Source organism: Streptococcus sp. SCPM-O-B-15294 (M123), assembly GCF_058200455.1.
On the sequence record NZ_JBYQGU010000001.1, the window covers coordinates 144,444 to 158,976 of the forward strand.

General features: G+C 43.1%; 14 protein-coding genes. 8 read left to right on the top strand and 6 right to left on the bottom strand.

Features of this window, described 5'->3' with window-relative positions; genetic code table 11:
- Positions 1–133: 133 nt before the first annotated feature.
- From AC3E8G_RS00580 to AC3E8G_RS00595, 4 genes are all read left to right on the top strand, one after another.
- The gene (locus AC3E8G_RS00580; protein WP_154857246.1) at positions 134–1,045 is read left to right on the top strand and encodes a glucosidase family protein; all 912 of its coding nucleotides are present in this window, start codon (positions 134–136) and stop codon (positions 1,043–1,045) included.
- 99 nt (positions 1,046–1,144) lie between these two features.
- On the top strand, positions 1,145–1,840 hold the full coding sequence (locus tag AC3E8G_RS00585; protein WP_154857248.1) for an AzlC family ABC transporter permease: 696 nt from the start codon (positions 1,145–1,147) through the stop codon (positions 1,838–1,840).
- Positions 1,827–2,156: an AzlD domain-containing protein gene (locus AC3E8G_RS00590; RefSeq protein WP_154857250.1), complete on the top strand. Its 330-nt coding sequence runs from the start codon at positions 1,827–1,829 to the stop codon at positions 2,154–2,156. Before AC3E8G_RS00585 ends, AC3E8G_RS00590 begins: the two co-directional genes overlap by 14 nt.
- 122 nt (positions 2,157–2,278) lie before the next feature.
- Entirely contained in the window at positions 2,279–2,950 is a 672-nt protein-coding gene (locus AC3E8G_RS00595) for a hypothetical protein (protein WP_490676757.1), read from the top strand.
- Positions 2,951–2,990: 40 nt separating this feature from the next.
- Here AC3E8G_RS00595 and AC3E8G_RS00600 read toward each other — a convergent pair whose 3' ends face one another.
- The 3 genes from AC3E8G_RS00600 to AC3E8G_RS00610 form a co-directional block, all read right to left on the bottom strand.
- Positions 2,991–4,328, bottom strand: a complete 1,338-nt coding sequence (locus tag AC3E8G_RS00600; protein ID WP_490676758.1) for a sodium-dependent transporter — start codon at positions 4,326–4,328, stop codon at positions 2,991–2,993.
- A gap of 196 nt (positions 4,329–4,524) precedes the next feature.
- Complete coding sequence (gene aao / locus AC3E8G_RS00605) at positions 4,525–5,697, bottom strand: aminoacetone oxidase (RefSeq protein WP_490676759.1); 1,173 nt, start codon at positions 5,695–5,697, stop codon at positions 4,525–4,527.
- Positions 5,698–5,784: 87 nt separating this feature from the next.
- Positions 5,785–6,315 (bottom strand): hypothetical protein, encoded by a 531-nt coding sequence (locus AC3E8G_RS00610; protein WP_490676760.1) that lies wholly within the window; start codon positions 6,313–6,315, stop codon positions 5,785–5,787.
- Between the two features lie 287 nt (positions 6,316–6,602).
- On the opposite strand from AC3E8G_RS00610, the gene AC3E8G_RS00615 reads away from it, so the two are divergent.
- Both AC3E8G_RS00615 and AC3E8G_RS00620 read left to right on the top strand, forming a co-directional pair.
- Entirely contained in the window at positions 6,603–7,949 is a 1,347-nt protein-coding gene (locus AC3E8G_RS00615; protein ID WP_490676761.1) for an Nramp family divalent metal transporter, read from the top strand.
- A gap of 140 nt (positions 7,950–8,089) precedes the next feature.
- Entirely contained in the window at positions 8,090–8,389 is a 300-nt protein-coding gene (locus AC3E8G_RS00620) for a YbaB/EbfC family nucleoid-associated protein (RefSeq protein ID WP_048690824.1), read from the top strand.
- Positions 8,390–8,703: 314 nt separating this feature from the next.
- Here the strand turns inward: AC3E8G_RS00620 and AC3E8G_RS00625 are convergent, their stop codons facing one another.
- From AC3E8G_RS00625 to AC3E8G_RS00635, 3 genes are all read right to left on the bottom strand, one after another.
- The gene (locus AC3E8G_RS00625) at positions 8,704–9,297 is read right to left on the bottom strand and encodes a 3'-5' exonuclease (RefSeq protein WP_048690821.1); all 594 of its coding nucleotides are present in this window, start codon (positions 9,295–9,297) and stop codon (positions 8,704–8,706) included.
- Between the two features lie 88 nt (positions 9,298–9,385).
- Positions 9,386–9,901 (bottom strand): DUF536 domain-containing protein, encoded by a 516-nt coding sequence (locus AC3E8G_RS00630; protein ID WP_048690819.1) that lies wholly within the window; start codon positions 9,899–9,901, stop codon positions 9,386–9,388.
- Between the two features lie 112 nt (positions 9,902–10,013).
- The gene (locus AC3E8G_RS00635) at positions 10,014–12,293 is read right to left on the bottom strand and encodes a Xaa-Pro dipeptidyl-peptidase (protein WP_490676762.1); all 2,280 of its coding nucleotides are present in this window, start codon (positions 12,291–12,293) and stop codon (positions 10,014–10,016) included.
- Positions 12,294–12,401: 108 nt separating this feature from the next.
- On the opposite strand from AC3E8G_RS00635, the gene AC3E8G_RS00640 reads away from it, so the two are divergent.
- On the top strand, positions 12,402–13,679 hold the full coding sequence (locus tag AC3E8G_RS00640; RefSeq protein WP_490676763.1) for an HdeD family acid-resistance protein: 1,278 nt from the start codon (positions 12,402–12,404) through the stop codon (positions 13,677–13,679).
- A 105-nt stretch (positions 13,680–13,784) separates the two neighbouring features.
- Complete coding sequence (locus AC3E8G_RS00645; protein ID WP_490676764.1) at positions 13,785–14,519, top strand: CppA N-terminal domain-containing protein; 735 nt, start codon at positions 13,785–13,787, stop codon at positions 14,517–14,519.
- Positions 14,520–14,533 lie beyond the last annotated feature (14 nt).

Consider the following 14,533-nt stretch of genomic DNA (forward strand, 5'->3'; position numbering starts at 1 on the left):
TGGCTTTTTTGACAAAAATTCACCAACTAGTAGCGAATTTGCTACCCTAAGAAAAATTCGTTATGATAGAAGGAATGAAAGAATGATGGAATGGGATTGGTTCCCAGTATAGTTCTATAAAAAGTAGGTAGAAATGTTGAAAAAATTTTTAAGTTTGAAATTAGTTTTTCTAGTGGGCCTTGTAGTTGCTTTGGTATTCTATTTTAAACCTTCAGAGACTAAGAAAAATCCTGTCGAAAAGAGACCGAGCTCAACAAAGGTCATTCATGAAGGGAATCTCAAGGATGTTCAGCTATTTGGTGAGAAAAATCAATTTGTTTTGAGTAAGGATCTGACCTTGGTTGATGGGAAGTATCTGGTTGGGTTTGACTATGTAAAAACCGATGACAGAATAAAATGGGAGTATGTCGGATTCCGATATTACGAGATTGACAATCGATTTAAAGAAACAACCGTAAATGCTTTAGATGAGATTCGAAAGACAGCACCAAAAGCCTTTATTTATGATTATCAAATAAATGTTAATAGTGGAGTAAGTGTTGTAGATCTAATCTATTTTGATTCTCATTGTGCAATGGAACGTAGTATTGGAAATGGGAAAAATATTTATTACAAGTTAGATGAACAGAAATACTACAGTGAATATGCTATCCCAGAAGGCAGTACAGTTAAGGAAAATATTATATACTGTACAAATTTAAAAGAGTTGATTAATAAGAATACCGGTTTCGAACTTCAATCAGGATTTAAATTTCAGAAACAGGCTAAGAATGTAAAGACAGATATCAATTTATTTGTACATTATCCGGAGTCCAAAGAGAAAATGTTGAGTGGTAAGTACTGGATTGAACCTAGATTACAGTTGTTAAGTAGTAAGGAATGGTTTGATACTCTTCTTCATTGGTTTGCACCTAAAGGACAGGACACCTTACCTGGTGTAAAAATTGAAGCTCGGTACTCAATAGATGGTCAAGAACATGAAATTCGTTCTTATGATGAGTTTAAACAATACTACAATGGAAAAGGTGGGGAGCTAACCGATTAGAGAGAGCAGTTGACTCCCTTAGCTTCCCTGTCAGAACCCTTTTTTTACTCATCTTCTTTTGTTATAATAGATAGCAACAAAAAAGGAAAGGAAGAAGGAGTGGAAAAGAATTTTCAGCAGGGGGTCAGGGATGCCCTTCCGACGGCCTTGGGTTATATCAGTATTGGCTTGGCTTGTGGTGTGGTAGCATCGCCCTATCTCTCCCCTTTAGAAATGGGCTTGATGAGTCTCTTGGTTTACGCAGGGGCTTCTCAGTTTGCGATGATCTCTTTGATTGCCGTTCATTCGTCCCTCATGAATATTGCCTTAACCGTCTTTTTCATCAATTTGCGCAATATGCTCATGAGTCTGCATACCTCCCCTGATTTTAAGGAGGCTAGCCTGGTCCATAATATTGGAATTGGTAGTTTGTTGACAGATGAAAGTTACGGGGTTTATTTGAGTGAAAAATTGAAAAGTGACCGGATCACTGTTCCCTGGATGCATGGCAATAATGTGGTCGGTTATCTGGCCTGGGGCTCATCAACTATTTTGGGGACAGCGTTGGGGTCCCTCTTACCCAATCCTAGTACCTTCGGCCTGGACTTCGCCTTAGTTGCCATGTTTATTGGGATTTTTGCAGGTCAGTTTCAAGGCATGCGTTTGACGGAAAAGCTGCCAACCATGCTTCTTGTTTTAGCTGCTGTGGCCCTTAGCTTTTTCCTTTTGACCTTCTTTTTGACCCAATCCTTGGCTGTTTTAGTAGCTACTTTAACAGGTTGTTTCGTGGGGGTGATGTGCGATGCGCGTGAATAGTTGGATTTTCTTAGTTATTTTGACGTCCGCAGTGGTCACCTGGATTCCACGCATTCTGCCCTTCGTTTTGGTCAAATACCGGGGGCTGCCAGATCCAGTTCTGCGTTTTCTAAAGTATCTTCCCATTGCCATTATTTTTGCACTGATCCTTTCCAGTCTAGTAGAGGGAAAAGCGGGCCAGCTCCCTCAGGTTCGGTGGGTGGATCTGGTCGCAACCATTCCGACCATGATAGTGGCCTTTCGCTACAAAAACCTAATGGGCACGGTTCTATTTGGGATTGTCTTGGTTGCCCTCTTACGATTGTTTGTCGCCTGAATCTCCTGAATTTTTAGATAGATTACTTATTGTTACGAATATTACAAAAATATTTCAAAAACACTTGACATTGAGTAATATTGTAATATAATAGTTTTTATCAAATGAAGTGAGGGATCATCATGATGAAAAAATGGACAAGTTTAGCAATTTTAGGATTAACTTCTGCAAGCCTACTCGTAGCCTGTGGTTCAAAAAAAGAAGAGAACAAATCTTCTGCCAAAGAAGCACAAACGACGGTGAAGTCTAGTCAGAAAAAAGCAAAGGCAGCTTCTGGTAAGAAAGAGACAAAAGCTACTGAAACGGATGCGCAAGAAGGGGCACAAGCTGCTTCTCAAGATGCAGGAAACTCAGGTCAAACTGATGCAGGATCTGCTGTAGCAAGCACTGACAAGGCCACAGATTCGTCTCAAGTGGTGCCAGAAGAGCTGGTAGGGACTTGGACAGGAACAACTGAAATTGCCAAAGATGTTCAAATGACCGTGGCTGCAGATGGTACGGTCACTACAACAGCCAACTTTTATCAAGCTGACTTGAATCCTGTTCGTACTGCAACAACAAAAGCCAAAGCAGTTCAAGCATCTGGTAATGTCTATTACTGGGAAACAGACGAACCTGGCGCTTTTGATGCCCTTCTTCCAGGGATTGCTGGACTTGGGGGAGCCAATATGAAGGTAAAACCCGGCTTCATCTTAGAAGAGGGCCATTATACACCGATTGTATTTGTAACAGGGCTTAATGAAGACTTTGATTATAGCAAATACAATGATTTCCGTGTTTCCCTTACAAAATAAAGAAAAATCCACGAATCCCTAAGGAGTCGTGGATTTTGTTTTAGATAAATTGTGTAATAAAGACAATGAGGATGACGACTGGGATCACAAAGCGAAGCAAGAAAACCCAGAGCTTGAAGAAGAAGTGCTTGGTTTTCTCTTCTCCCACCTTGAGTTCTTCTTGGGCTAGGACTTGATCAAAGATATAGCCTGTAAATAGGGAGAGGCAGAGAGCTCCAAAAGGCATGAGGAGGTTGGAAACCAAAAAGTCCATGCAATCAAAGAAGGATTTTCCAAAGAGGGTCCATTTAGAGAGCACTCCATAGGAAAGGGCAGATGGGATCCCAAAGACAAAGGTCAGAAGACCAATGATTTGGCTCCATTTAGCCCGCTGTTGGTTGTTTTGGTTGGTGACGTTTCCGACATTAATCTCTAACATGACGACGGATGAGGTAATGGTCGCAAAGAGGAAGAGAAGAAGGAAAAGCAGGTAGAAGAGGGTTCCAAAAGGCATCTTGTCAAAGACTTGTGGCAGAACTACAAAGAGGAGGCCAGGTCCACTAGTAGAAGGGATTTGAAAGGCTGACATGGCTGGGAAGATCGCCAAGCCCGCCATGATGGAAACGGCGATATTCATGAAGACGACGGAAATCCCGGATTGGACCAGGTCAGTGTCCTTGTCCAAATAGGAAGCATAGGTCAACATGGCCGTCACCCCTAGGGAGAGGGCGAAAAACGATTGGCCCAAAGCATAGAGCAGACCTTGGCTAGTCATCTTGGAGAAGTCTGGCTTGAGGAAATAGCTGACTCCCTCCCAAGCGCCAGGTAAGGTCAAGGAACGACCAATCATGACTAAGAAGATAATGAAGAGAAGTGGCATCATGAATTTTGAGGCCTTTTCAATCCCTTGCTCCACCCCCTTGGACACAATCAAGACATTGAGGAGGATGAAGATGGCCTGGGCCCCAAGAGCCAACCAGGGATTTGAAATAATCTCTCCAAAGAGCTGGGTATAGTCACTAACTGAGAGAAGTTGGAATAACTCTCCCAAGGCGACTCCTAGATAAATCAGGATCCAGCCACCGATAACACTGTAGAAGGAGAGGAGGATGAACAGGGCAAAGGCACCGATCCAACCAATCCCATCATAAAGGCGACGACCACCGAGCTTTCCAAAGGTCTTAATGGCAGAAACACCAGCTGCACGTCCTAGAGTAAATTCAGCTAGTAAGAGTGGGAAACCGATAAGTAGAGTTGCTATCAAAAAAACAAGAAGGAAACTTCCGCCCCCGTTAGCGGCGGTCATATAGGGGAACTTCCAAACAGCCCCAAGCCCAATTGCAGAACCTGCAGAGGCTAGGATAAAGCCAATTTTGGAACCCCATTGAGATTTTTCCATATGGATTCTCCATTTCTAATTCAAATATAGGAAGAAAGCAAAGGCCATCAAAGGCTCTTTCATAGACAAAAGAAAAAGGCTATTTAGTACGAACTAAATAGCCTTAAAACGCAAAGTGACATCTCTAAGAAGACGACTCTTATGTTTGTTGCTGGATTTGTTCTAAAAATAATCCTAACATCTTTTGAAAAAGCTGTCAATAGTGGAGACTTCCGGCCACCCAACCAGTACAGAGGGCAGAAGTAATGTTAAATCCTCCTGTATGGGCATTGATATCCAGGACCTCCCCAGCAAAATGAAGACCAGGGACCAACTTACTTTCTAAGGTCTTGGGATTAATTTCCTTGAGACTGACACCTCCCTTAGTCACAAAGGATTTGGCCAAGGACATCTTCCCTGTTACAGGGATTGGGAGTTCCTTTACTTTCGCTAGTACGGCATCGATTTCTTTAGGAGAAAGTTGTTTCACCTTTTCCGGAAGATCCTGGGCAAAGAATTCCGCCAAACGTTCTGGCAGATAGGCCTTCAGAACATTCTTTAAGGACTTCTCACGATTTTCCTCTAGGATTGCTGAGAGTTCTTCCTTAGAATAGTGAGGGAGACTGTCTAGTGTTAGGATCTCTCCTCCTTTGACAAAGCTTGACATGCGAAGGGCGGCCGGGCCAGATAGGCCAAAGTGGGTAAAGAGGAGGTCATGGGTAATGTGGTGTTTGCCATAGTGGAGGGTCACATCGTCTAAGGAAATCCCTTGAAGGGCCTTGTGGGGGAAATCTGTGAGGAGGGGGCTTTCAGCAGCTTCTAGTTCTGTAATAGTGTGCTGGAAGTGACGGGCGATATCGTGGCCAAAGCCGGTGGAACCCGTCGAAGGGTAGGACTTTCCACCAGTTGTCACAATCAAGCGGTCCGCAGTCCAGGTCTCATCTTTGGATTTGATGACGAATTGTCCATCGATTTTTTTCACAGAGGTTACCTCTACCTGGCAGCGGACTTGACCGCCGAGCTCGGCAATCTTATCTGTCAGAGCTTGAATAATCGTTTGGGAACGATCTGAAGCTGGAAAGACACGACCATGGTCTTCGACCTTGAGTTTGACCCCGTTTTCTGTGAAGAAGCGGATGATATCATGATTGTCAAATTGAGAAAAGACACTGTAAAGGAAACGTCCGTTTCCTGGAATGCCTGCTAGGAGATCGTCCAGGCTTCCATTGTTGGTCACATTGCACCGGCCTCCACCAGTCCCAGCTAGTTTTTTCCCTAGTTTGCGGTTTTTTTCCAAGAGGAGGGTTGCTTGCCCGTAGAAGGCGCTGGAGATGGTGGCCATCATACCAGCAGGGCCTCCTCCGATGACAATGGTATCGTAGTGGTTCATAAGGTCTCCTTTTTCTCGTCTCGTTTTATTTCCAGTTCATTGTAACATAAAAAATGGACCCTGTCCCCAGGCTCCACTTTTTATGAGTTAATTGTCTTCGTCTGGATTTTGACGGAGGTGGATGGAATAACGCTTAGGTGGGTAAATGCCGATTTCAGGACCCCAGCGTGGGAAGAGCTGATTGGTTTTCTTCCCAGCAGCGTACTTGGCTTCAGCAGCCATTTCCCAGAGCTCTTCGTAGAGATCGCCAAGTAAGAAGTCGAGCTCTTGAAAATAGAGGTCTGGCTTTCCGTAGTCACTAAGGCTTAGTTCCATCAAACCATAGACTTGTAGCTTATGGTCCATGAGTCTACGTCCGTCCACCTTGTTAGAGTGAACGATAATGCGTCCGAAGGGATCATTTCTTCGGATGCGTTCGAGCTCTTTGTAGGCGTTGATTCCAGAATTTCCTTGACAGGAGAAGAAGTAAATGTTTTTCAAGTCATAGTCAATATAGGAGATATTTCCATTATAGACCAGCTTGACTGGTAGATTACGAACCCGTTTTTTCTCTAGATAGTTGTTAATATGTTCGACCAACATCTTAGAGGGATAATTGTATTCAATGACATAGATCATAGTTTCTTTCCTTTGCTATTGAGTAAATAACTGAGCTATCTTTCAGTTACGATTAGTATACAAGCTTTTGAAGTCAGATAGGGGGAAAAATCTATTTGGTTCATTTTTGAAGCTATTCGGTTCATTTTAGAGGAGTAAAGGAGAAAAAATCGCTAAAGGAATACGAAAAAAATGGGGAAGCGGGAGTGAGGAAAGGTATCTTTTTTTGAAAATGCGAAGAAAATTTACCGAAACCTTTCATTTGTGCTATAATCAAGGGGAAGTGACATCATGGAAAGAAGGATATCATGAGTTTAGAACAGTTAGAGCGGAAATCGCTCCAAGAAATCAATCAATCCGTCAAGGTTCCCAAGGGAACTTCTTTTTGGAGGACCTTGTTATTATTTTCAGGTCCAGGGAGCCTAGTAGCAGTGGGCTACATGGATCCTGGGAACTGGATCACCAGCGTTGTTGGAGGGGCTCACTATCGTTACTTGCTCTTGTCGGTGGTTCTCTTGTCTTCCTTGATTGCCATGCAATTGCAACAGATGGCTGGGAAACTAGGGATTGTCCATCGGAAAGATTTGGCCCAGACAACAGCGACGCATTTGCCCAAGTGGCTCCGCTATATTCTCTGGATAGTGATTGAATTAGCCTTGATGGCGACAGATTTAGCAGAAGTCATTGGTTCAGGGATTGCACTCCATTTGCTATTCGGATGGCCCTTGCTCTTTTCTATTTTGGTCACCATCCTGGATGTCTTCCTCCTCCTTGGCCTTATACACTTAGGTTTTCGTAAGATTGAGGCTATTGTCTCCACCTTAATATTGACCATTTTGGGGATCTTTATCTACCTTGTGGTCCTATCAAAACCAGATATAGGTGGCATTTTTGCTGGCTTTCTTCCTCAGAAAGAAATTGTAGGTATTGGTCTTCCCAAGGGATCACAAGCCTTGACGCTAGCCTTGGGGATTATTGGTGCAACCGTCATGCCTCATAATCTCTATCTGCATTCCTCCATTTCACAGACACGCAAGGTCGATTATGAGGATCCTGCAGATGTTCGTCGGGCTGTGCGCTTCATGACCTGGGACTCTAATATTGAATTGACCCTGGCTTTTGTTGTCAACTCTCTCTTGCTGATTCTCGGAGCGGCCCTCTTTTTTGGACACGCAGAAGAAATTGGAGCCTTCTCTAGTATGTATGATGCCTTGCAAAACAATGCCATTGCAGGAGCTATTGCAAGTCCTTTTTTGTCTACGCTCTTTGCCGTTGCTTTGTTAGCAAGCGGTCAGAATTCAACAATTACAGGCACTCTGACGGGTCAAATTGTCATGGAAGGTTTTCTTAAATTCCGCCTTCCTCAATGGCTTGTCCGCCTCTTTACACGGATGCTGGCCCTCACTCCTGTCCTGATTGTCGCCTTTCTCTTTGGAGACCAGGAAAGTGTTCTAGATGATTTGCTGGTCTATTCTCAAGTCTTCTTGTCTCTGGCTCTACCATTTTCAATTTTTCCCTTGGTTTACTTTACCTCCAATAAAAAAATTATGGGAGAATTTGTCAATGCAAAATGGAATACTTATTTAGCTTATGGAGTAGCTACTCTTCTGACTCTTTTAAACGTCCAACTCATTGTGACGACGCTCTTTAAATAAAAAATCAGCTTTGTCGGACGGGGAAAACATGCTATAATAGAAGGGAAGTTCCCATCTAGCTAGAAAATGGGCAGAAGTGGGCAGTAAAAACTAAACAAGAGGGCCTAACCCCTTGATACGAAAGGAATCTCGAAAATCTTATGATGAATATGCAAAATATGATGAAGCAAGCACAAAAGCTTCAGAAACAAATGGAACAAAGTCAGGCAGAATTGGCGGCTTCTCAATTTGTTGGCAAGTCTGCTCAGGACTTGGTCGTCGCTACCTTGACAGGTGATAAAAAGGTGGTATCCATCGAATTTAACCCGGCAGTAGTAGACCCAGAAGATACAGAAACTCTTTCTGATATGACCGTTCAAGCTATCAATGCGGCAATCGAAGAAATTGATGCAGCAACCAAGAAAAAATTGGGAGCTTTTGCTGGTAAATTACCATTCTAAGCATACAGAGAAAACCTCTATCAGATGATAGAGGTTTTAGATTGAAAATAAAGTCTTATGAAAAACTTTCCTTAGGTGAGTACGGACGTCAGCGAACTTCGAAGAAGTTCCATGACTTAGTTTTGAGCCTAAGGTCTCAAAACTCCCGAGTGCTAGAAACAATAGTGTTTCTAGCACTTTTCTCACAGCGGAAAGTTTTTCATCTTCTTAAATGACTAAAAAATATAAGTCATTTTTTGAAAGTCATCTAGCTGTTTTATGTAAAACACTAGTTTATCTATATTCAAAAACCTCTATCAGATGATAGAGGTTTTTTAGTCGTTAAAAAAATTGGAGAGGTCCAATCCACCAAAAGGAGAGGTCGAAAAGGATTCTTGTTCGGTTAGGAGTTGCCGGGCCCGGTCTGATTCGAGAAAGGCTTCATAGACAAGGGCAGTCATCCGGGCATCTTCTAAACTATCATGCGATTTTCCAGCTACCCCTAAAAACTGAGCAACTGTATGGAGCTGCAAGTTTTTGATCCCATGGAGGTCAGAAGGGCGGCGTTTAGAAGCTTCTTCAAAGACATCAACAGCATATTGGTCTGTGAACTCTAGCCCATTTTCCGCTAGGATAGGGAGGTCACTCTTGATGGCATTGTATCCAATGAGGGGACTATCTGCAACAAAATCTCGAAACTCCTCTAGAACTTGCTCGAGTGGGGGAGCTTGGAGGATTTTATCAGATGTGATCCCGGTGAGGCCATTGATAAAGCTCTTTAGTGGTTTATCCGTATAGGCATAGGAATCATAGTGGGCAACTTCTTGGCCATCTGCAAAGCGGACAGCAGAAACTTGGATAATGTGGTACTTTCCTTCAAATTGATTAAATTCTAAATCAAAGGAGACATAGTGGCTTAATTCTTTCAAGGGAACTCCTTCATCTAATGGGTGTTTTTGGATTTTCTAATTGTTGAGGGGAGTCAAAGGCATAGAAAAAACTGACCGAAGTCAGTTTTTAGCGACCAAAGACGCGTCTCCAGAAGCCTTTACTCTCTTGTTCTTGAACCTTTTCATTGGCTTGATCTAATTCCAATTTCAATGTTTCGCGGTCATTCATAGCCTGAAGGGTTAGCTGTTGCTGTTGGTCGAGCTGTTTGTCTTTTTCAGCGATCTGAACATCTTTGACACGCAACTGTTCGTCCTTTTTAGCTAATTGCTCATCTTTGGATTTTAGCTGGTCGTCTTTTGCTTTTAGTTGTTCGTAGAGACGGACGATTTCGGCATTTTTTTCATCTACCAAAATTTCCATCAATTCACGCTGTTTCACATCATCGCTGACTGGCTCGTCTTCAAAGATGGTCTTTTTGTAGATCTCTTCTAGTTTGATCAAGCCACTACGGGTTACGACGGTAACTCCCTTATCATTTTTTTCTGTATCTTCAGGATCTAGGGCCTTGACACGGTTATTGACCGCTTGGCGACTAACTCCTAGAATTTCAGCAATTTCGCTGACTGTTTTTTCGATAGCCATAATATCCTCTAAACTCTTTTTCTATGAAATACTCTCTTAGATATTATCATAAGTAGGCAAGGCTGTCAAATCAAGCAAGGGAAGGGACGACAAGGAAAAAGCATGAAATTCCTTAATCCATCTCAGGAAGGGTTAAGCTGGAGTTGGCCAGATCAATGGTGAGTTGGTAGTCCGTTTGGTCGCGGACGGTGATCTCAAAATCAGTTGTATAAAGGACGAGACGAAGAGTAGTGCCTTTCTCCAGTTTGTAGATGGTTGGTTGGAGTTCAAAGTCGAGTTCCATCCATTCCCCTGGCGTCACGGCCTCAACCTCTAAGAGGTCATGACGGTTTTGAAGGTTGAGATACCCTTTTGTAATCACTCGTTGGCTAGTTTCCTTAAATGGCAACTCGGTCAAATTGTCTAGCATATGGTAGCGACCGTTATCAAGGGTGCGGACGGATAGGACAGCTGGATAGGGTTGGAGGTATTTCTTGCTTCCTAGCTCCATGAGTTGGGCTGAAAGCAGGCCTTTGTTTGTGCTAGATTGGAGTCGCAGGTGAAGGCGAGCTTTTCCGTTGAGGTGCAGGTCTTCTTCGATCGGAAGATCAATGGTCACTTGTTGGGCCTTATCTTGGTAGAGGTCGGTTAAGAAGGTCGGATAGGCCTTGCCATAGCGCTCATAATCTTCTGTCGCATAGCGGTTTTGGATGACTCTCTCACCATCTCCCAGTGGGAAGGTCCGCTGGGCTGTTTGATTGCCAAAGTCTTCCAAGGAAGTCCAACTTTGTTCCCCTGTATTGTCCTGCCAGATGACGGTTGGCAATTCATAACTTGAATCATAGCCCAGTAATTTTTTAGAGAGGAGGGCATTCATACTCTCACGGAAGTCAATGGACTGCCAGTTGTTGAGATAGACATGGGCTCCATTGTGATAGAAGAGGTGTTTCTTGATGTTGGCTGGAAGGGCTTGGAACATTTGGTATACATGGAGGGGCTTGACATTCCAGTCTTGGGATCCATGGGTGAAGACCACCTCTGCCTTGACTTTGTCTGCCTGAAGGAGATAGTTGCGGTCATGCCAGAATTGGTTGTAGTCCCCTGTTTTGCGATCCAATTGCTTCTTAACCTCTTCCAAATCAGCGACATGGGCTGCATGGTGGCGGAGATAGTCTCCAGCCCGAAGGGCACGTGAATAAGTCAACTCAGCAAGCGAATCAAAATCCTCTCCAGGATAGCCGCCAGGACTCGTCACGAGTCCGTTTTCCCGATAGTAGTTGTACCAAGAAGAGATACCGGCTTCTGCGATGATAACTTCTAGGCCATCGACACCGGTGGTAGCCAGTCCATTGGACATGGTCCCTAGGTAGGACAAGCCCGTCGTAGCAACTTTGCCGTTAGACCAATCGGCCTTGACTTGGCGTTGGCGACTGTGGTCTGTAAAGGCCCGGCAACGGCCGTTGAGCCAGTCGATAACATTTTTATAGGCCTCGATTTGACGGTAATCTCCATTGGTCATCAAGCCTTGAGAGTCCTTGGTCCCTAAACCGGAGACGTAGAGATTGGCAAAACCACGAGCGAGAAGGTAGTCATTGAGGGTATAACTGGAGTTGATATGAGTGAGGGTTTCTTCAGCCTCAGAGACTAGTTGAGCTGAACCGACAGGATCCACCAATTCTAATTGAGGTTCTTCTACTTGGATGGTATGAGGTTCTTTGACCTCGAGGTCCACATTCATATTATAGAGAGCCTTGTCGCTAGCCTTGTCATTGGTTCCTTGGTGATAAGGGCTGGCAGTCATGACGGCTGGGATTTTTCCTTCATAGCGTGGGCGAATAATATTGACCTTGACCAAATCTGGAAGACCATCCTGGTCGCTATCAACTCGACTCTCCACATAGACCACTTCACGGATTACATCATGGCAGTTAAAGGTAGCTAGACTTTTTCCGTTGAAAAAGTGGTAGCGATTGTCCTCGGGGATCAAGCCATCGCTGACCAACTGCTCAATTAGTAAATTCCCTTTGACTGTTCGAGTATTGAGGAGGTGATAGAGGTTCTCAACCAAGTTTCCATACTCAATCGGAAATTGGACTTCTTTCAAAAAACTGGTCGTATCTTCAAAATCAATAAAATAGTGGAAACCGAGCAACTGGAGAGCTACTGTGTAAAAAATGTTCGAAGACCATTCGCGGTCAGATTGGATATAAGTTAAAAAGTCTGTTTTAGAATCCACCACTAGGTTAGAGAGGGGATAATCTGTATCTTTATAGGTGAAGTAAACCTTGCGGACAAACCATTCAAACAGTTCTTTTTCTGGGAGGTGGGTGGGAAGGTCAAACCCAATTTCTTTTAGTTCCTTAAGAATGTCTTTTTGGTCAACAGATAGATAGCTATATTGATTGTATTTCATAGGCTGCTCCTTTTATCAGTTTCTTTGTTCTTTGTTCTTTACTTCTTATATTATACATGATAAAATAGTATTTGTCTAAAGACCTTTCGTCTATAAGGAGAAGGAATATTGAAAAAAATATCTTTTGAACAAGTTGCAAGAAGACGGACCTTATTGTTTGGGGTTCTTGCCGTCATTTTTGGGATTCTCATTTTTCGAAACGGCGTTGGTTTCACCAAATTTTCCTTGGATCTATTAGCCATTTACTTTTTAGTTGATGGACTAGGAAGCTTTCTTCTTCGCTTTTTGTTACGTAGCAAGTCTATTTCCTATAGCCACTCTATTTGGTTTATTTTTCTTTCACTTGCGTTGATCTGGTTGAATCGACTGAGTAGTCTGCCCGTAAACTTAGTTGTGATTTGTTTAGGGGCATATCAGTTGGGGAGTGCCATTGTCTATGGGATCACATTTTGGCTTTATAAGGCCAATCGGGTAAAAGGAGGCTGGCTCTATTTATGGGATGCGCTTTTAAACGGTGGGATTGGTCTAGCAACTGTCTTGGGACCTGGTTCAGATGGGCACTTCCAATTTATCCTCTTGGGGGCTTATCTGGTCTTGTTGGGGATTTCTAATATTCGAGATGGTATTTTATTTGACAAAGACCAACAAGGCCAAGAGTTAAAACGTCGCTTTCGTATTAGCCTACCGGTTATCTTTGCAGCCTTTATCCCTGCTAAGGAGTTAAAACGGTTTAACCAGTTTCTTCAAAAAGGGAGCTCGGCGGGACACACAGGCCCTTATCGATTGGTGAAAAAAGAAGAAGAGGCAAGGGAATTAGAAATTTTGGTTCATACTTCTGACAGCAACTTATTTGGAGCGATTGGGCATGTAGATATTTGTTATCAGGGGAAGGTCATTTCTTACGGAAGTTACGATCCCTTTTCAGAGCGTCTATTTGGGACGATTGGGGATGGCGTACTGTTTAAAGTGGATAAGGAACCATACATCGAACTATGTAAAAAAGAGAGTCAAAAGACGCTGTTTGGCTACAGCCTATCCCTTACCGAAGAAGAGAATCAGGCAGTAGAGAAGCGTCTAGCTGAAATTGATCAGTTGTTAGAACCTTGGGATCCACCTAGGAGGTTACTGGAAGACGGTCAGCCGACCTACGCTTACAAATTGAAATATGATTTAGGGGCTGAGCTATATAAATTTACTTCTTCGCGTTTTAAATCTTACTTTGTTCTGTCTACTAATTGCTGTCTGTTAGCAGATTCAATTGTGGGACAGGCGGGAACGGCTGTATTAGATGTTCGTGGAGTGATTGCACCGGGGACCTATCAGGATTACTTAGAATATGAATTTGAAGCTCCAAACGGGCGGGTCCATACACGAACAGTATATTAAGTAAAGAAAGACAGATTCAAAATTTTGAGAAATCTGTCTTTTTTGCACAAGATTTCTTGTAAAAAAAAAGAAAATCTTTTAAAATATAAAAGACTTGGAGGAATTATGTGCATAAATAAGATTAGTAGTATTTCACCCGTATTAAAAACAAACAATCGAAATGTCAATCAAGAATTTTTTGAAAAGGTCTTAGGAATGAAAACCCTGTTGGAAGATGGGGCTTTATTATCCCTTGGAGATCAATCGAAGACAGACCGCCTCTATTTAGAGGAATCCCCTAGTATGAGAACCCGTAAGGTTGAGGGACCAAAACGCTTGGCTTGCTTAAAGATTCGCGTGACCAACCCGCAAGAAATTGAGTGGCTTCTGGCTCGTGGTCATCAAGTTGATCGCCTCTTCAGAGGGGAAAATGGCTATGCCTTTGAAGCTCTTTCGCCAGAAGGAGATCGTATCTTGCTCCATGCGGAAGAGCAAGTGGACAGTTTAACTGAAATTGAGGAAGTTCCAGATTTTCAAGCGAATGAAGAGTTTACAACCTTGACGGAGTTTTTCGTAGAAAAGATAGTTCTTCGTGTACCTAATGTAGAGACTTCTACAGCTTTCTATCAACAACTACCTGGCTTAGAAGAGTATTTAGACTTAGAAGCATCAGATGGTCCGGACCTCACACTAGCTAATGGACAGACTTGGGACCTTTGTCAGGTCAAGGTCATTCTAGAGCCATTTGTAGCAAGTGAACTAGCCTCCTGCTTTGGAGATCAGGTAACTTTTGTACCAAAAAGGCAACAATTTGTCTTGGTTGAGGATCCAAGCAAGATTGAATGGTGGTTCGAAGCCTAAGCAAGTCTTTGGCT